15 protein-coding genes and 1 pseudogene are annotated in these 16,922 nt (G+C 72.5%); 15 read left to right on the top strand and 1 reads right to left on the bottom strand.

Going from position 1 to position 16,922, the window contains the following annotated elements; translation table 11 throughout:
• Positions 1–327: pseudogene (locus tag Q7A36_RS31575) on the bottom strand (hypothetical protein); the annotation flags it as partial.
• 416 nt (positions 328–743) lie between these two features.
• Between Q7A36_RS31575 and Q7A36_RS31570 the strand changes: the two are divergent.
• The 15 genes from Q7A36_RS31570 to Q7A36_RS31500 are packed head-to-tail and all read left to right on the top strand — an operon-like array spanning position 744 to position 16,921.
• Positions 744–998 (top strand): hypothetical protein, encoded by a 255-nt coding sequence (locus tag Q7A36_RS31570; protein WP_305107772.1) that lies wholly within the window; start codon positions 744–746, stop codon positions 996–998.
• Entirely contained in the window at positions 998–1,618 is a 621-nt protein-coding gene (locus Q7A36_RS31565; RefSeq protein ID WP_305107771.1) for a DUF4255 domain-containing protein, read from the top strand. The genes Q7A36_RS31570 and Q7A36_RS31565 overlap by 1 nt, the downstream gene beginning before the upstream one ends.
• Positions 1,615–2,778, top strand: a complete 1,164-nt coding sequence (locus Q7A36_RS31560; protein ID WP_305107770.1) for a hypothetical protein — start codon at positions 1,615–1,617, stop codon at positions 2,776–2,778. Before Q7A36_RS31565 ends, Q7A36_RS31560 begins: the two co-directional genes overlap by 4 nt.
• A 42-nt stretch (positions 2,779–2,820) precedes the next feature.
• Positions 2,821–5,967 carry a phage tail sheath C-terminal domain-containing protein gene (locus Q7A36_RS31555; RefSeq protein ID WP_305107769.1) on the top strand — a complete coding sequence of 1,049 codons (3,147 nt, stop codon included), beginning with the start codon at positions 2,821–2,823 and terminating at the stop codon, positions 5,965–5,967.
• A 19-nt stretch (positions 5,968–5,986) separates the two neighbouring features.
• Positions 5,987–6,433, top strand: coding sequence for a phage tail protein (locus tag Q7A36_RS31550; RefSeq protein ID WP_305107768.1), 447 nt, complete (start codon positions 5,987–5,989; stop codon positions 6,431–6,433).
• 22 nt (positions 6,434–6,455) lie between these two features.
• Positions 6,456–8,456: a phage tail sheath family protein gene (locus Q7A36_RS31545; RefSeq protein ID WP_305107767.1), complete on the top strand. Its 2,001-nt coding sequence runs from the start codon at positions 6,456–6,458 to the stop codon at positions 8,454–8,456.
• On the top strand, positions 8,453–8,998 hold the full coding sequence (locus tag Q7A36_RS31540) for a phage tail protein (protein ID WP_305107766.1): 546 nt from the start codon (positions 8,453–8,455) through the stop codon (positions 8,996–8,998). Before Q7A36_RS31545 ends, Q7A36_RS31540 begins: the two co-directional genes overlap by 4 nt.
• Positions 8,999–9,009: 11 nt before the next feature.
• Entirely contained in the window at positions 9,010–9,195 is a 186-nt protein-coding gene (locus tag Q7A36_RS31535) for a hypothetical protein (protein ID WP_305107765.1), read from the top strand.
• Entirely contained in the window at positions 9,192–9,911 is a 720-nt protein-coding gene (locus tag Q7A36_RS31530; protein WP_305107764.1) for a CIS tube protein, read from the top strand. The genes Q7A36_RS31535 and Q7A36_RS31530 overlap by 4 nt, the downstream gene beginning before the upstream one ends.
• Positions 9,908–11,131: a phage late control D family protein gene (locus Q7A36_RS31525; protein ID WP_305107763.1), complete on the top strand. Its 1,224-nt coding sequence runs from the start codon at positions 9,908–9,910 to the stop codon at positions 11,129–11,131. The genes Q7A36_RS31530 and Q7A36_RS31525 overlap by 4 nt, the downstream gene beginning before the upstream one ends.
• A gap of 17 nt (positions 11,132–11,148) precedes the next feature.
• Positions 11,149–11,634, top strand: coding sequence for a phage baseplate assembly protein V (locus Q7A36_RS31520; RefSeq protein WP_305107762.1), 486 nt, complete (start codon positions 11,149–11,151; stop codon positions 11,632–11,634).
• Between the two features lie 13 nt (positions 11,635–11,647).
• Positions 11,648–12,421 (top strand): hypothetical protein, encoded by a 774-nt coding sequence (locus Q7A36_RS31515; protein WP_305107761.1) that lies wholly within the window; start codon positions 11,648–11,650, stop codon positions 12,419–12,421.
• A gap of 4 nt (positions 12,422–12,425) precedes the next feature.
• A complete protein-coding gene (locus Q7A36_RS31510) occupies positions 12,426–12,839 on the top strand; it encodes a GPW/gp25 family protein (RefSeq protein WP_305107760.1) in 414 nt (137 codons plus the stop codon).
• Positions 12,840–12,842: 3 nt separating this feature from the next.
• Positions 12,843–14,804 (top strand): putative baseplate assembly protein, encoded by a 1,962-nt coding sequence (locus Q7A36_RS31505; protein WP_305107759.1) that lies wholly within the window; start codon positions 12,843–12,845, stop codon positions 14,802–14,804.
• A complete protein-coding gene (locus Q7A36_RS31500; RefSeq protein ID WP_305107758.1) occupies positions 14,801–16,921 on the top strand; it encodes a phage tail protein in 2,121 nt (706 codons plus the stop codon). Before Q7A36_RS31505 ends, Q7A36_RS31500 begins: the two co-directional genes overlap by 4 nt.
• The last annotated feature ends 1 nt before the right edge of the window (position 16,922 follow it).

The following is a 16,922-nucleotide window of genomic DNA, read 5'->3' as shown; positions in this document are numbered from 1 at the left end:
GCCGCCCTTGCCACGGCGGCGATGACGGAGTTCGTCGGCGAGGAGTGGCGCGAGCTTCGCCTCCCACTCACGGACGGCCTCGTAGCTGAAGACGATTCCGCGGATGAGGAACATCTCGGTCAGGTCGCGCAGGGTCAGGCGGTAGCGCAGCCGCCACAGCACCACGAGCGCGATCACGTCCGACGGGTACTGGGCGTGGTTCAGCACGGTGCCGGAGCGCTCGTTGTACTGCTTGCTGCAGGTCCGGCAGCGGAACCGGTGGTAGCCCTGGGCGGTGCGCTCCGGCCGCTCGGTCACCTCGAACGAGCCGCAGGCCACACAGTCCATCCCCACCCTCCGTCCCCGTCGAGCCCAGAGCCGGAGCCTACCAGCCCTACCCCGGCCGGCCAAACGGGCCGATTGGCGCGAAGCCTGACAGAACCCTTTCAGCCACCAGCCGTGCGGCGGTATCGGTCGCGGTCGCGCACCGCCACGCGAAACTCACGACTTGGGACAAGCCCGTACGGTCGCTGGTACTTCGCCGAAGCAGCGCGGCAAAGCTCGACAGGGTCACTGCGATAGCCCACCTCCGGGTCGACGCCGACCCGGCAATTACCTCGGGTAGCCGCCGCCACAGCTACCGCACTGGGTCGCGCATGACCCAGCTTGCCTGCCTGCCGCTCTCTACTCCTTTGATTCTGCTTCTGGTCTACCGCTGGCACGGCGGATGCTGAAGGCTGCGTATCGCCAGCTACGGACACTCCATGGACGATGACGCAGGCATCAAGGAGGAGCTTAAGCGCGAGGTCCTGGGTTTCCTGGACGCGCATCCGGATGCTGCGGATACCCTCGAGGGCATCGCGCAGTGGTGGATCCTGCACCAGCGTTTCCTGCGCGCTCTACCCGCTCTCGGCACCGTTCTCGAGGAACTTGAGCGCACGGGCGAGATGGAGCGCGTGCGTAGTCTTGATGGCCGGCCGCTTTGGCGCGCTGGTCCTACGCGCGTGAGGAAGCGCTGATGTTCACCTGGATTCACGGCGCCAGCGTCAGCCTGCAGCAGTTCCTCGCCGGCCGCCTCGCCGATGGCCCGCCGACGCTCGCGGACCGCTTCGGCGCGGGAGGCACGGCGCGCGTCTCGCTGCACACGCCGCAGGAAATGGCAGAGATTCCGGAGGAAGGGCTCTCCCTCTGGCTCTACCGCATCGTCCGCGACGAGTTCCAGCTCAACCGCCCGCCGACGCGCATCGCGCCCGACCGCCTGCGGCGCGCCCCGCTCCCGGTCCGGCTGCACTACCTGCTCACGCCGATCGTCACCACCGGCAACGGCGTCGGCGCGCCAGAGGTCGAGCAACTGGTCATCGGCAAGGTGCTCGAGACCTTCCACGACCAGCCGATGCTGAGCGGCGCCGCCTTAGCCGGCGACCTCGCCGGCAGCGGGATCGAGCTGACGGTCCGGCTGGAGACGCTGACCCTCGACGAGATCACGCGCGTCTGGGACGCCGTCGAGAGCTCCTACCAGCTCAGCCTCTCCTACGAGGTCAGCCTGGTCCCGATCTTTGCGACCGGCGAGGTCGCGACCGGCGCGCCCGTGACGGTGATCGAGCCACAGATCGGCTTGGCGAGCGAGTTGCGCGCATGACCAGCCGGACCGTGAATGCCGGCGGCCGCGCCTGGCGCTTTTCCCCCGACGGCGCACCGGGCCGCGCGCAGCGCGTGCAGGCGATGGTGGACCTGACCGTGACCTCCGAGCCGGACGGGGCGCTCACCGAGCCCGCCTCGGTGCGCGCTCCCTCCCGGCCCGGCCTGACGCCGCGCAATGGGCCCGGTGGCCGCGCTGGGCTCGCCGGCCGGCCGGTGGACACCCTGCCGCCGGCCGCGATCGCCGGAACGGACATCGCCGTGGAGGTCTCGGCACCCGGCCACCTCACCCAGGCGATCACCGTCACGCTGACGGCGCCCCCGCAGCCGGGCAGGTCGGTGCTGCTGCACGGGGAGCCGGTGGCGATCTGGGGACAGGTGGTGAGGGTCGCCGCCGGCGTGCCATCCCCCGTGAGCGGCGCGACGGTCCGCGTCGTGGGCTTCGCGCCGCGCCGCACCGATCCCGTGACGAGCCTACCGGACGAGGACCTGCTCGCCATCGGCGGCGGGCTGCGCGCGGCGCGCGAGGCGCAAGGTCCGAAGGCCGCGGTCCTGCGGCGACGGCAACTGCCGCTGGCGGAAACCTACGCGTTGCTGCGCGGTGCCGGCGCAGGCGAGACGGTGCTCAGCCTTTCCGGCCGCCAGAGCCTCACCGTCCCGGTCGTGCCGGGCAGCCCGGACCTGCTGCTAATCGAGCCGGGCGAGGCGGAGCGGCTGGAGGTTCTCGCGGTCACGGCCATCGCCGGCACCGCATCGGCCGCCGCGCCGGCCACGGTCACGCTCGCCTATCCGTTGCGGCGCGTGCATCCGGAGGGCGCACCGGTCCGCCGCGTCGCGGCTGCTCTGCCAGGCCCGGATGTGGCCCTGCGACGGCCGGCCGCGACCGGCGACGTCACGCTTCTCGCGGCGGATGCGTCGGGCTTCGCAGGCTTCGCCTTCGTCGAGGTCGCGACGCCGGGCGGCATTCCCACGGCGGAGCACCATCCGCTCCTGCAGCTCGCCGTCATCACCGACGCGGAGGGGCGCTTCCGCCTGCCCGCGCTGCACCGAGCCCGCACGCTGTCGCTGGAGGTCGCGCCCCCGGTCGGCGCGGCCGTGACGCTGCCGGTGGACCTCGGGCCCGGCGGGCCCGTCCGGACGGAGGAGCTTCGCCTGTCATGACACGACACCTCGCTTTCCCACGCCCCGCGGAGGCTCGCGACCATGCCTGAGTACTTGGCGCCCGGCGTCTATGTGGAAGAGATCGACACCGGCCCGAAACCGATCGAGGGCGTCAGCACCAGCACGGCCGGCATGATCGGCCTGGCGGAGCGCGGCCCCGCGGACGTGCCGATCCTGCTGACCGGCACGGGCGATTATGCGCGCTGGTTCGGCGGCGCGCTCGACCGCCGGGCCTTCGGTGACAACGGCCACCTGCCGGCGGCGGTGGAAGGCTTCTTCCGCAATGGCGGCCGGCGCCTCTACGTCACGCGCGTGGTGCCGGCCGGCGCGGCAGAGGCGCGCATGGTGCTGCATGGCACCGGCACCGGCCTGAACCCGCGCACCAACACGCTGCTGCGCGGCGTGCAGACGGGTGACGGCATGGCGGCGGGGACCGAACTGCTGGTGCTGGACAATGCCGGCATCCCGGTCGGCGCCACCGTGCGCATCGGCGACGGCAGCGCGGCCGAGTGGCATGACATCGGCGGCGTCAATGCCGCGACGACGGTGTTGCTCAGCTTCCCGCTCGGCGGCCACCTCGCCGCAGGCGGCACCATCCGGCGCTACGATCGCGATGTCACCGCTGGCAATGCCGGCCCGCACACCCTGGCCGGGCCGGTGAACGCCGGTTCCCGCCACGTCGTGGTGGTCACGGGCGACGACGTGCTCTCCACCAGCTTTAACCTGACCGATCAGTTGCTGGAGATCGCCCTTGGAGGCCGCCGCGAATACTCCCGCGTCACGGCAGTCGTCGCCACTGGCGGCGTGAACGAGTTCCGGCTGACACTGGCCCAGCCGCTGCAGACCGGCTTCCCCGTCGCGGACACCACGGCGACGGTGCTGACCGCGCAGGCAGCCGCGCCGGACTCCACGGCGACGGCTGGTCCGGCAGCCTCGGCCGGCGATGTCGCGATCGGCCTCACCGCGGCCGGCGGCACGGAGCCCATCCTGGAGATGGTGCCCGCCGCGGCCGGCGCGCCCACCGAACTGCGCGCCGCCGTCACGCCGGGCCGCCTCGTGCTCACGCGGGCCCTCCCGGCTGCCCTCCCCGCCGGCACGCTGGTCGAGCCGGTGACGCTGACCAACGCCGCGGGCGCGCCGACGACGCTGACGGCCGAGGCGGCGCGGGGCGCGGTGGAGATTATGGTCGCCGACCGGACGAACATCACGCCCGGCCGCGCCATCGGCATCGGCACCGCGCCGGATACGGAAGAGGTGCTGGTCGCCGCGATGCCAGGTGCGGTGCTGCCGGCCACCGGTCCTGGCACGCTGGTGCTGGAGCACGGGCTGCGCGCGCCGCATGCGGCCGGAACGCAGGTGCAGCTGCAGGTGCCGCTGCTGCCGCTGGCCGCGCCGCGCTTCGCCGGAGTCCTCGTCCAGGCGGCACCGCAGGGTGCGACGGAAATCCTGGTGACCGAGACGGCAAGCTACGCGGCCGGCGAAGCCCTGATGCTGACCACGGCAGAGGACGTCGCCTACCTCCAGCGCATCGGCACCGTCACGGCCAGCGCGCCGCAGGCGGTGACCCTCGCCCGTCCGCTTGCGCGCAACCACCCGGCGGGTGGCGCCATGATCCGCCGCGCGCCGCTGTTCGACGTCGAGGCGCTGGACCGGGGCGCCTGGGGCAACCGCCTCCTCGTCTCCGTGGAGGAGGAAGAGAGCGGCCTCGTGGCGCGCACCGAGGCGAGGTCCGCCATCGGCACCACTGGCCTCGAGCTGTCCAGCCTGGCGGGCATCGAGCCCGGCACGGTGCTGGAGATGCGCGACGTGGACGCCGACGCCACCGTCGGCGCGCTGCTCAAGATCACGGCCATGGACCGCAGCACCGGCCGCGTGACGGTGGCCGGCGCCGGGCTCGACGCGGCGCAGCTCGCCGCGGTGGGCGCGGGGCGCGCCATCCTCCGCTCGCGCGAGTTCCGCCTGACGGTCCGGCTGCGGCGGCAGGACGACCCGGCGGTGCCCAGCCGCGGCGAGCAGATCCAGGACTCCGAGATGTTTCGCCATCTCTCCATGGACCCGCGCCACAGCCGCTACGCCGTGCGCATCCTGGGCGACATCGATGGCCCGCACCGCCGCTCTGACCGGCGACCGGAAGGCGAATCCGCCTATGTGCGGCTGCGTGACATGCGCGCCGTGGCGGACCGTGAGGGGGTGGACCTCGGGCCGGAGGCGCTGACCGACCGGCTGCCGAGCGGCATCACCCGCGCGGCACGCCACCCGATGGCGCGCGGCAACGACGCGCTGGCCCTGCTGGCGCCCGCGGTCTTCCTCGGCGTGGACGACCGCGAGCCGGAAAACCGCCGCGGCATCTTCGCCCTCAAGAACATCGACGACATCAGCATCGTCGCTGTACCTGGCCAGACCGACGCGCAGATCCAGCAGGCACTGGTGAACCACTGCGAGGAGCTGCGCTACCGCTTCGCCGTGCTGGACGGCCCGTCGCCGCCCGGCGACTCCATGGCCGACGTGCAGGCGCTCCGCCAGCGCTACGACACGAAATACGCGGCCATCTACCACCCCTGGCTGATGCTGCCGGACCCGCTGCCGGAGAACCTGGCGGACATCCGGCAGGTTCCAATCCCGCCTGCGGGCCATGTGCTGGGCATCTATGCGCGCACCGACGTCGAGCGCGGCGTCCACAAGGCCCCGGCGAACGAGGTGGTACGCGGCATCACCGGGCTGCGCCGCTATCTCAACAAAGCCGAGCACGACCTGCTCAATCCCTTCCCGGTGAACATCAACGTCATCCGCGACTTCCGGCCGGACAATCGGGCGATCCGCATCTGGGGTGCGCGCGTCGTGACTAGCGACCCGGACTTCAAGTACGTCAACGTCCGCCGTCTAATGATCTTCATCGAGAAGTCGGTGGACCGCGGCCTGCAATGGGTAGTGTTTGAACCGAACGCCCCGCCGCTTTGGGCCCGCGTGCGGCGGACGATCTCCAATTTCCTCACCGCCGTCTGGCGCGATGGCGCGCTGGAGGGAACGAAGCCCGAAGATGCGTTCTTCGTCGCCTGCGACCGCACGACGATGACGCAGACCGACATCGACAACGGACGGCTCATCTGCGTCATCGGCATCGCGCCGGTGAAGCCCGCCGAATTCGTCATCATCCGCATCGGCCTGAAGACGGCCGAGGCAGAGGAATAGGTAGCGAAGGAGCCGACCCATGCCCGTCACCGGCGAGCGCAACGACCCCTACCGCAGCTTCAACTTCGAAGTTGAGATCGATAACCTGCCCATTGGCGCCTTCAGCGAGGTCACGGGCCTCAGCTCCGACGGCGATTCGGTAGACTACCGGGAGGGCAACTACCCGGACAACATCGTCCGCAAGCTCGTCGGGCTGCGCAAGGTCGGGCCGATCACGCTGAAGCGCGGCTACGTGCGCAACGACCTACTATGGCAATGGTATGCCAACATCGCTCGCGGCGTGCCGGATCGGCGCAATGGCGCGGTCGTGCTGAAGAACGAGGCGCACAACGACGTCCTGCGCTGGAACTTCGTCGCCGCTTGGCCGAACAAGATCGAGGGGCCGAGCCTCAAGGCGAGCGGCAACGAGGTCGCGATCGAGTCCATTGAGCTGATGCACGAGGGCATCGTGCTCGAGCTGGCCTGAGCGCAGCGGAACCGCACCACCCATGCCCACCTACGAGACCCCCGGCCTGTATAAGGAGCGCCTGGACGTCCCGCCGGGCGCCGTGCCGGCGCTGCGCATGGACGTGACGGGCTTCGTCGGTATTGCGGAGCGTGGCCCGCTCGACCGGCCCGTGCCGGTCGGCAGCTTCCGCCAGTTTGAGGCGCGCTTCGGCGGCTTCACGGGCACGGGCTTCCTCGCCTATGCGCTGAAGGGCTTCTTCGACAATGGAGGCGACCGCGCCTGGGTGGTGCGCGTGGCCTCGCAGGATGCGCCGCGCGGCGCGGCCGCGGCGGCGCTCGACCTGGCGGCGCGCGACGCGGCCGCGCCGCGTCCCTTCTGGCACGTCGAGGCGTCCAGCCCCGGCAGTTGGGGCAACGCGCTCTCCGTCGCGGTGCTGCCAGGCCGCGCCCTCGTGGTGCGCGGCGAGGCCGGCGCGGCGACGGCGCAGGCCACGCGCGTGACCGGCACCGCCGGCTTCGGGCGCGACAGCCTGGTGCGCATCAGCCAGCCCGGCGGCCCCGCGCTGCTGCGGATCTGCGCGCTGGCGGAGGAGGCGGAGCGCCGCCTTTGGTGGGTCCATCCGGAGCCGCGGCTGCGACGCCCCTACGACCTCGCCCTGCCGCCCCTCAATCCCTCGCGCCCCGTGGTGATTGAGGCGCTGAGCTACACCCTGCTCGTGCGGGAGCGCGGCCGCCTGGTGGCGAGCTTCCCCGACCTATCCCTGGTGCCGGGCCACCCGCGCCATGCGCCGCTCCTCCTCGCCCGCCCGAGCTATTCGCTGGAGGCCGAGCGCGAGGCGCTGCCCCCCGTGCCGGCGCCGGTCTGCATCGTGCCCGCCGAGGATGCGCCGGCGCCACTGATCCCCCTCCCGCTCGCCCAGGCGGACGGCGTGTTCCGGGACCTCGCGGGCGGGCGCGACGGCCTGGCCCGCCTCTCGGTCCGCGACTTCATCGGAGAGCCCGGGACGGAAACCGAGGCGCCGCGCGGCCTGCAGGCGCTGGCGCGCATCGGGGAGGTCGGGCTGCTCGCCATCCCCGACATCGTCATCCGCCCCGCCCCGCCACCCGTCACGGAGGTGCCGCGCCCGCCGCCCTCCGACCCCTGCGCGCCCTGCCCACCTTCCGAGGCGCTGGCCGCCGCGCTGCGCCCGCAGCCCCTGGCCGAGATGCCGGGCGTCTTCGGCGACGAGGAGGTGTTCCAGGTCCAGCAGGCGCTGGTGGAGCATTGCGAGGCACGGCGCGACCGCATGGCGCTGCTCGACCCGCCCTTCTCCGCGGTCGCGGACCCGCGGCTGGGCATCGCGCCGATCGAGGCCTGGCGGCAGCGCTTCGACACGCGCCACGCGGCGCTGCATTTCCCCTGGCTGGGCGTGGTGGACCCGCTCGGGCGCGGCGGACTCCGCCTGGTGCCGCCCTCCGGCCATGTCGCCGGGCAGCAGGCGCTGGCCGACCGGCTGGAAGGCGTGCACCGCGCCGCCGCGAACCGCCCCCTGGCCTGGGCGGAAGCGCCGAGCCAGGCGGTGGACGCGCCCTCGCACGGGCTGCTCAACACGCTCGGCGTCAACGTGATCCGAGTGGAGCCCGGGCGGTCGCTCCGCATCCTCGGGGCACGCACGCTCTCCTCGGACCCTGATGCCCGCTTCGTCCCGGTGCGCCGCGTGGTGATGCTGGTCATCCGCGCCGCCGAGCGCGGCCTGCAATGGGCGACCTTCGAGCCCAACGACCACGCCATGCGCGCCCGCCTCGCGCTGACGCTCGATGGCCTGCTGCGCGACCTCTGGGGGCGCGGTGCGCTGCTCGGCGCGACCGAGGAGGCCGCCTATTCGGTCCGCTGCGACGAGACGAACAACCCGCCCTCGGCGCGCGCCGAGGGCAGGCTGACCTGCGACATCGCGCTCGCGCCCTCCGTGCCCTTCGAGTTCGTCGTGCTGCGCGTGGGCCGGCTGGGCGGCGTGCTGGAGATCGAGGAGTTCTCAACCATCCACCGGGGAGACCCGCCATGACGACGGGCGCGCGGCGGGATCCGCTGCTCGGCTACAACTTCCAGGTCAGCCTGATGCAGTCGGGCAACGCGCTCGGCAATGCGCTCGGCGCGGTGACGCTCTCGGCGGTCACGCTCACGCCGGTGGCCGGCTTCTCCGAATGCAGCGGGCTGGAGGGCACGCTGGAGGTGCAGGACCACATGGAGGGCGGGCGCAATGGCGGCGTGCTGCATTTCCCGACGCGGTTGAAATGGTCGAACCTGATGCTGAAGCGCGGGATCGGCCGCGGCGACGACCTGCGCGCCTGGTTCGAGGGCTTCGCGCGCGGCACGGGCCGGCGCCGCGACGGCGTCGTCACGCTCCGCAACGAGCGGCAGGAGCCGCACACCGTCTGGGGTTTCCGTCGCGGGCTACCCGTTAAATACAACGGCCCCACGCTGAACGCCACGCAATCCACCGTCGCGGTCGAGACGCTGGAGATCGCGCATGAGGGCCTGTTCCTGGTGCCCGGCGCGGCACCGCTGGCACAGGCCGCGCGCGCGGCGCTCGACCTGTTCCGCTGAAGGAGGCGCTCATGGAGGTCATTATCGAGGAGGTCGTCAGCCGCATCCGGGCGGTGGACGGCCAGGCGCTGCTCTCCCCCGCCGTAGCGCGCGAGCTGGTACGGATGACGCTCGACGCCGCTCGGGACGAGCGCGAGCGCGAGACGCGGCGCGAGGCCGAGACACGGCTTCCGGACCGGCGGGAGGGTGCGCGTTGAGCGAGCTGGTGAAGGCGGCCCTCATCCCGATCTGGTCCGACGGGCAGGGCGACAGGATCGAGGTCCAGTTCAATCCGGCCGAGCTCTCCATCGACAAGGGCGTGCAGCTCGCGGAGATCGGCATCCCGGGCCTGTTCGCGCCGCTGCAGCAGTTCGTGCGCGGGCAGGCGGAGCGCCTCACGGTCGAGCTGTTCTTCGACACCACCGAGGACGGGATGGGCGAGGAGGCGGCGAGCGTCACGCGCCTCACCGACCGGGTCTATGCGCTGGCGCGGGTCGAGCCGAACGGCCACGCCCCGCCGCGCGTCCAATTCGCCTGGGGCGAGACGATCCCGGGCCGGCACCTGCCCTCGCCCGTCGAGAACCAGGGTCGCGAGCTGTTCGAAGGTGTGGTCGAGAGCATCAAGCACCGCTTCACGCTGTTCAGCCCGCGCGGCATCCCCCTGCGCGCCACGGTGACGCTGGCCCTGCGCGAGTTCGTGCCGCTGCAGGACCAGCTCGACCAGTTGAACCTCAGCTCGCCGGACCGCACCCACGCCCATGTGCTGGAACAGGGAGAGACGCTGGACCGCTTGGCGCACCGGCATTACCGCCGCAGCGGCGAGTGGCGCCCGATCGCGCGCGCCAACGGCATCGCGGATCCGCGGCGGCTGCAGGTCGGGCGCGTGCTGCGCGTGCCGGCGCTCACCCTCCCCGGGGGGCAGCCGGCGTCATGACCTTTGTGGACCTGCGCGAGGTCTCCGCTGACCCTGGCCATGCTGGCTTCTGGGCGCCCTGGTTCCGCGTCAGCATGGAAGGAAAGGCGCTGCCGCAGTCCGTGGTGCGAGACATCGTCCAGGTGACCTACAAGGACGACGTCAACAACATCGACAGCGTCGAGCTCACCGTCAGCAACTGGGACCCTGCCGCGCAACGCTGCCCCTACATCGGCTCGGAGACGCTGCAGGAGCTGAACGCCGGCAAGCCCGCCGACACGCGGCTCGTCCTGTTCGAACCGGGGCCGAACCTGCTGCGCCTCGAGCTCGGCTATGCCGGCGCCAACCGCCTGATGGTGACCGCGAGCGTCACCAGCCTGGAGCCGAGCTTTCCGGGCGGCGGCCCGCCCTCGCTCGTCGTGCGGGCGCTGAATAGGCTGCACTGGATGCGCCGCAAGCCCTTCAGCCAAGCCTTCTTCAAAAAAACCCCGGGCCAGATCGCCCTGTCCTTCAACGGACTGCGCGACGGGAGCGAGCCGCGCCTGCCGATGCGCATCGAGCTGACGGAGAGGCTGCAGGGCCGCGAGCCGGAGATCGACTTCATCGCGCAGGACAACCAGACCGACATCGACTTCCTGATCGGCCTCGCACATCGCTTCGACTACGAGCTGATCATCGCGGAGCGCCCCGCGCCCAGCAAGCGGACGGAGGAGTACCTGCTCTTCGGGCCCTCCGACACCTCCACCAGGCCGGTGGACTACCGCCTCACCTGGGGCCGCACGCTCGTCGAGTTCAAGCCGCAGCTCACCACCGCCAACCAGGTCTCGAAGGTGACGGTGCGCGGCTGGGACCGGCGGACCAAGCGCCGCATCTCCGTGACGGTGGACCTGAAGGACCGCAAGGCCGGGGCGCTCAACCGCGACCTGCACCGCCTGCTGCAGCAGGCCGATGCGCGGACGGAGCAGGTGGTGGACGAGCCGGTCTTCACCGTGGCGGAGGCGCGGCGGCGGGCCGAGGCCATCCTGCAGGACCGCCTGAAGCAGGTAGTCACCGCGACGGGGACCACGGTCGGGCTGCCGAACCTGCGCGCGGGCAGCCGGCTCGAGATCGGCGGCGTCGGCGCGCGGCTCGGCGGGACCTACTTCGTCACGCAGACTACGCACACGCTGGGCGACGGCGGCTACACGACGCGCTTCACCGCGCGGCGAGAGGACATGGCGGCCACTGGGGGAACCGGCTGATGCGCGGAAACGGACGCATGGAAGGCGTCGCCATCGGCACGGTCGTCGACCGTGACGGGCAGGGGCGCGTGAAGCTCCGCTTCCCCTGGCTGGACGATGCCTTCGTGTCGGACTGGGTTCCGGTCGCTGCGCCGATGGCCGGCGCCGGCCGTGGCCTGTTCATGATGCCGGAGGTCGGCGACGAGGTGCTCTGCGCCTTCCAGCACGGCACCTTCGAGCACCCGGTGGTGATCGGCTTCCTGTGGAACGGCGTGGACAAGCCGCCGACGGACGAGCCGCGTGAGCGGATGATCTGCACTAGGAATGGGCACAAGATCCGCTTCCTCGACAGCACGCCGACGGGCGGCGACATGGGCGGCATCATCGTCCAGGACGCGCACGGTAACAGCGTCTCGCTCTCCAACGGCCAGGTCGCCGTCACGGCCGTCGCGGTCGTCCAGATCACGGCGCCGACCGTGCTTATCAACGGGCGGCTCGTGCTGCCCGTCCCGAACCCGATCTAGGAAGGCGGCGAAGATGGCGAACATCGACATCAAGCTGTCGTCGGAGCTGATGCAGCGGCTCAGCCTGCCCTCCTGCGCCTCCTTCAGTCTCGGCAAGCCCGAGCTGCCCTCCATCACGCTGCCCACCGGCGGCACGATCAAGGCGCTGGCCGACGTCACTAAGGGCGTGCCGACCGACTGCTCGCTGAACTTCAACCTGATGCTCCAGATCACCCCGCTCCTGGCCAGCATGGAATGCCTGTTCGAGGTGCTGAAGCTGGTCGGTGCCCTGAAGAAATTCTTCGAGGCCGCCGCCAAGGGCTTCGTCGAGGTGCCAGCCGCGGCGGTCGAGCTGCTGAACGCGTTCGAGGGTGTCGCGAAGTGCATCACCTTCCCGTTCGGCACGGGCGCTTTCCTCTTTGTGCGCGACCTGCTGAAGATGATCGGCTCCATCCTGCGCTGCATCGGGCAAGGGCTGAAATCCACCGCCGCGCTGATGGGCGGGCTGACGGTGCAGATCCAGGCGGCGCAGGACGCCGGCAACACGGAGCTGATGGAGGCGCTCGGCTGCGCGCGCGACAATGCGCTGGCCTCGGCGCAGGGCTCCCTGCTGGCGATCGAGCCGATCACCCTCGTCCTCGGGATGGCGGAGCCCTTCCTCGGCATCGCCGGCGTCAGCCCGGTCAAGCTGCCGGCCGTCGGCGGCGCCGACAACGCCGAGGCGCTGGACGCCCTCGCCGACGGGCTGCTCGGCACCTCGCAGGTCCTGCTGACGCTGGCCGAGGGCATCAAGGTGCCGGGAGGTTGAGGGGATGAGCGACCGCCCGGATGCCGGCTACCGCCCGTTCCTGGGCCAGGGCCTGCGCTTCCCGCTCGAAGTGGTGGGCGGCCGCCTGCAGACCTCCCGCGGCGAGCGGAAGATCGAGGAGGCGATCCGCCTCGTCCTCGGCACCGGGCCGGGCGAGCGGGTGATGCGCCCGGAATTCGGCTGCGGCGCGCATGACCTTGTCTTCTCACCGAACGGGCGCGCCGCGGTGACGCGCATCGCCGACCGCGTGCGCCAGGCGCTGGTCCGCCACGAGCCGCGCATCGACGTGCTGGAGGTGACGGCGGAGAGCCCGCCGGAGCGCCTCAACCTGCTGCTGGTGCGCATCGCCTGGCGCGTCCGCGCCAACAACGCCATCGGGAACATGGTTTATCCCTTCTTCGTCACCGAGGGGACCTGACCCATGGCCCTGTCGGACAAGCTGCCCGTCCTCGACAACCGGAGCTTCAACGACCTGGTGAGCGAGGCGCGCGCGCGCATCCCCCGCTACACGCGCGAATGGACCGACTTCAACGACAGCGACCCCGGCTTCACGCTGGTGCAGCTCTTCGCCTGGCTCGGCGAGATGCTACTGTTCCGCCTGAACCAGGTGCCCGAGCTGAACCACATCAAGTTCCTGGAGCTGATCGGCCTGCGGCTGGAACCTGCGCGGCCATCCCAGGTCTGGCTGAGCTTCCAGCCGGAGTCTGACCCGGCCACGCCGCCCTGGCTGGAGCTGCCCCGCCGCACCCAGGTGGCGAGCGCGGAGGCGGACGACGCCGGCCCCATCGTGTTCGAGACCGACCGCCGCCTCATCGTGCTGAAGGCGGCGCTCGATGCCGTCCGCATCTTCTCCGGCGGCACCTGGCAAGACGTCACCGCGGGCAACGCCACCGCCGAGGAGCCCTGGCATCCCCTCGCCGAGGCCGCCGATCCCGGCAACGCGCTCGCCCTCGCCCTCGCAACGGAGGATGCGGAGATCCCGGCCGGGATCGAGCTGGCGCTGGCCTTCTTCGCGGCCGGGGGCGGGCAGGGCGGCGGCGCCGTGACCTGCGGTGGGGGCGGAAGCACCTGCCGCAACTGCCTCGCCTGGGAATACCACGACGGCCGCGACTGGCGCGCCCTGCCGCTGCTGGGGGACGAGACGGACGCGCTCTCCCGCACCGGGCAGGTGCTGCTGAAGACCCCGCCGCGGAAGCTCTGGCAGAAGCTGCGGCTCGGCGGCGCCAGCGATGCGCCGCGCTTCTGGCTGCGTGCGCGCGTGCTCCGCAACGGATGGGCGCAGGTGCCGCGCGCCCTCGCCATCCGGACGAACATGGTCGCCGCGACGCAGGGCGAGACGGTGGAGGGCGAGATCCTCGGCGGCAGCGACGGCACCGCCGACCAGGCCTTCGCCCTGAGTGGCCGTCCCGTCCAGGTCGGCACGCTGCTGCTGGAAGTGGATGACGGCGATGGCCGCGGCTTCGTCCCCTGGCACGAGGTGGACGACCTGGCCGCCGCCGGCCGCGACGAGCCCGCCTATGCGCTGGACCGCGGCGCGGGCATGGTGCGCTTCGCGGGCGTGCGCGGCCGCATCCCGGTGGCGAACCCGGACCGTCCGGCCAGCAGCATCCGCGCGCGCAGCTACCGCTTCGGCGGCGGGCGGCGCGGCAACCTGCCGGCGGGCGCTATCACCTCCCTGCTCACGCCCGTCCCGGGCATCGACACCGCCCGCGTGACCAACCCCTTCCCCGCCGCGGGCGGCACGGAGGAGGAGGAGCTGGAGGCGGCGAAGCTGCGCGCCGCGCGCATGCTGAAGGCGCGCGACCGCGCCGTCACGGCGGAGGATTTCGAGGCGCTGGCCATCTCGGCCGGGCCGATCGGCCGCGTGAAGGCGCTGCCCCTGTTCCATCCCGACTTCCCGGGCGTGGAGGTGCCTGGCGTCGTCACCGTGGTGGTCGTGCCGGACGAGAAGGGCCCGGCGCCCGTGCCGTCGGAGGGCCTGCTGCGCGCGGTTTGCCGCTGCCTCGACTCGCGCCGGCTGCTGACGACCGAGGTGCATGTGACGCCGCCGACCTACCTGCCCGTGCGCGTCACGGCGGAGGTCGTCGCACCACCCGGCGCCGACGCGGCGGAACTGCGCGAGGCGGCGGTGGCCGCGCTCGACGCCTACCTGCACCCGCTCACCGGCGGCGCGAAGGGCCGTGGCTGGCCCTTCGGGGGCGACGTCTTCTTCTCGGCGCTCCACCAGCGCCTGCTGGCGGCCGGCGCGGCGCGCGTGGTCAGCGCCATCATCGAGCTGGACGGCGAGGAATACCCGAACTGCACCGACGTGCCCGTGCCTGCCGGCGCGCTGCTCGCCTCCGCCGGCCACGAGGTGATCGTGCAGGAGGAGCTGGCCGGATGAGCACCGCGGCCTTCCTGCCCCCGCCCGCCCGGCCGCCGCACGATCCGCTCGTGATGCGCCTGTCGCGCCGCGACGGCTGGCGGCTTGCGGTGCCCGGGGACGGGATCGAGGCGGATGCGGGCGACGGCGCGCTGGTGTTGGCCCCCGAGAAGGACGATGCCGGCGGGCTCGGCAATGCCGCGGGAACGCTCGGCGGGCTGGTCCCGCCCCGGCACGTCGCGCTGGGGCTGGACGGCACGCTCCACCTGCTCGACATCGCGGGCGGGCGGGTGCTGCGCTTCGATCCCTGCGCCTGCCGCTTCGCCCCGCTGCCTTGCCTGGTGCCGCCCGGCAGCAAGCTGCGTGCCATTGCGGTGGGCGAGGACCGGCTCTACATCGCCGCCGGCAATGCGGTACTGGTACTGCACCGCCAGCACCTCGCGCTGCTCGCCAAGCTGGCGCCGCCGGGTGGCGCGGCGTGGGAGCCCGCGGCGCTGGCCGTGGACACGCGCGACCGGATCTGGGTGGCCGACCCAGCCACCGGCACGCTGCACCTCTTCGACCGCATGGGCCGCCACCGCCGCGTGGCGGAGGGCCTGGGCGACGTCCGCGCCCTCGCGATCGACTGTGACGGACGCGTAATAGCGGGCAGCGGCGGCGTCGCGCGCGTGATCGCCGTGGACGGCACGGTCGAGGAGAGGGCCGAGCGGCCGGAAGCCCTGGCGGGCCGCCTGCCGTCGCTGCCCTTCGCCCTCGACGCGCGCGGCCACCTCGCACTCGGACTGCTCTGCCGCGCCTGGGGCGCCAGCATCACCGGCGACGGCCTGTTCGACGCGCGCGGCGAACCCGTCCCGGGTGCGCTGGTCCCCTGCCGGCGCGGCAGAGCGGCGCGCGGCCGCGTGCTCACGAAGCCGCTCGACAGCCGCATCCAGGGCTGCGTCTGGCACCGGCTGCTGGTGACGGTCGAGCTGCCGCGCGGCACGCGGCTCTCGCTGCGCGCCCGCACCGCGGAACTCGACCTCCCGCAGGAGATGGTGGCGGACCCGGAGGACGCCGCCTGGACCCCCTGCGGCCCCTTCGTGGATAACGTGAAGGAAGCGCTAATCCTCGCCCCGCCGGGCCGCTTCCTGTGGCTGGAGATCACGCTGGAGGGCCCGGGCGAGGTGACGCCGCGCCTGTGGGAGATCGCGCTGGAGTTCCCGCGCATCTCCCTGCGTCGCTTCCTGCCCGGCGTCTGGGGCGAGGAGCCGGTCTCTGCCGAGTTCACGGACCGCTTCCTCGCCGTCTTCGACAGCGGCTTCCGCTCCATCGAGGACCAGGTGGACCGCATCGCGGAGCTGTTCGACCCGCGCACGGCACCGGCCAGCAGCCCGCGCCGTGGCCGGCCCGACGTGCTGGCCTGGCTCGCCTCCTGGGTCGGCCTTGACGGCGCGCTGGCCGGACTGCCGGAGGCGGAGCGGCGCCGGCTGCTGCGCGCCGCGCCAGCCCTCGCCACGCTCCGCGGCACGCCGGAAGGCCTGCGTCGCATGCTGCTGTTGCACCTTGGGCTGGATGCGCCGGCGACCTGCCGCCCCGCCACGCCCTGTCCCGGCGGCCCGGCCTGCGGCCTGCCCGAGCCCTGCCCCTGGCAGCCGCCTATGCTGGTGCTCGAGCATTGGCGCCTGCGCCGCTGGCTCGTCCTCGGCCACGGGCGCCTCGGCGAAGGGTCGCGGTTGTGGGGCGAGCGCATCCTCGGCCGCTCCCGCCTGGGCGACAACGCGCAGGCCGACGTGACGCGGCTCGCCACCGAGCGCGATCCGCTGCGCGACCCCTTCCACCTTCATGCCCACCGCTTCAGCGTCTTCCTCCCCGCCGCCCGCGCGCGGCGCCCGGCCGACCGTCGCCGCCTGGAGCGCCTGATCGCGGCGGAGGCGCCGGCCCACACCCAGGCCAGCATCCAATGGGTGGAGCCGCGCATGCGCCTCGGCATCCAGGCAACGCTTGGCTTCGACAGCGCGCTCGGCACCTGGCCCGGGCGGCCGCTCACGCTCGACCAGGACCGGCTCGGCCAGGCGACGCGCATCGGCGGTGCCCGGCCGCGCGCCGGCTTCACCCTCGGCCGCGATGCGCGCGCGGGTCAGGCCACACGGCTCGGATGAG

Source organism: Paracraurococcus lichenis (assembly GCF_030657435.1).
Classification (GTDB): Bacteria; Pseudomonadota; Alphaproteobacteria; order Acetobacterales; family Acetobacteraceae; genus Paracraurococcus; species Paracraurococcus lichenis.
The sequence above is the reverse complement of the archived record's forward strand: the minus strand, read 5'-3'. Positions and strand labels throughout refer to the sequence as shown.

What these genes read in the sequence shown, in the direction of transcription:
- Q7A36_RS31570 (WP_305107772.1), top strand. Translation starts at nt 744, where the DNA reads ATGGACGATGACGCAGGCATCAAGGAGGAGCTTAAGCGCGAGGTCCTG.
- Q7A36_RS31565 (WP_305107771.1), top strand. Translation starts at nt 998, where the DNA reads ATGTTCACCTGGATTCACGGCGCCAGCGTCAGCCTGCAGCAGTTCCTC.
- Q7A36_RS31560 (WP_305107770.1), top strand. Translation starts at nt 1,615, where the DNA reads ATGACCAGCCGGACCGTGAATGCCGGCGGCCGCGCCTGGCGCTTTTCC.
- Q7A36_RS31555 (WP_305107769.1), top strand. Translation starts at nt 2,821, where the DNA reads ATGCCTGAGTACTTGGCGCCCGGCGTCTATGTGGAAGAGATCGACACC.
- Q7A36_RS31550 (WP_305107768.1), top strand. Translation starts at nt 5,987, where the DNA reads ATGCCCGTCACCGGCGAGCGCAACGACCCCTACCGCAGCTTCAACTTC.
- Q7A36_RS31545 (WP_305107767.1), top strand. Translation starts at nt 6,456, where the DNA reads ATGCCCACCTACGAGACCCCCGGCCTGTATAAGGAGCGCCTGGACGTC.
- Q7A36_RS31540 (WP_305107766.1), top strand. Translation starts at nt 8,453, where the DNA reads ATGACGACGGGCGCGCGGCGGGATCCGCTGCTCGGCTACAACTTCCAG.
- Q7A36_RS31535 (WP_305107765.1), top strand. Translation starts at nt 9,010, where the DNA reads ATGGAGGTCATTATCGAGGAGGTCGTCAGCCGCATCCGGGCGGTGGAC.
- Q7A36_RS31525 (WP_305107763.1), top strand. Translation starts at nt 9,908, where the DNA reads ATGACCTTTGTGGACCTGCGCGAGGTCTCCGCTGACCCTGGCCATGCT.
- Q7A36_RS31520 (WP_305107762.1), top strand. Translation starts at nt 11,149, where the DNA reads ATGGAAGGCGTCGCCATCGGCACGGTCGTCGACCGTGACGGGCAGGGG.
- Q7A36_RS31515 (WP_305107761.1), top strand. Translation starts at nt 11,648, where the DNA reads ATGGCGAACATCGACATCAAGCTGTCGTCGGAGCTGATGCAGCGGCTC.
- Q7A36_RS31510 (WP_305107760.1), top strand. Translation starts at nt 12,426, where the DNA reads ATGAGCGACCGCCCGGATGCCGGCTACCGCCCGTTCCTGGGCCAGGGC.
- Q7A36_RS31505 (WP_305107759.1), top strand. Translation starts at nt 12,843, where the DNA reads ATGGCCCTGTCGGACAAGCTGCCCGTCCTCGACAACCGGAGCTTCAAC.
- Q7A36_RS31500 (WP_305107758.1), top strand. Translation starts at nt 14,801, where the DNA reads ATGAGCACCGCGGCCTTCCTGCCCCCGCCCGCCCGGCCGCCGCACGAT.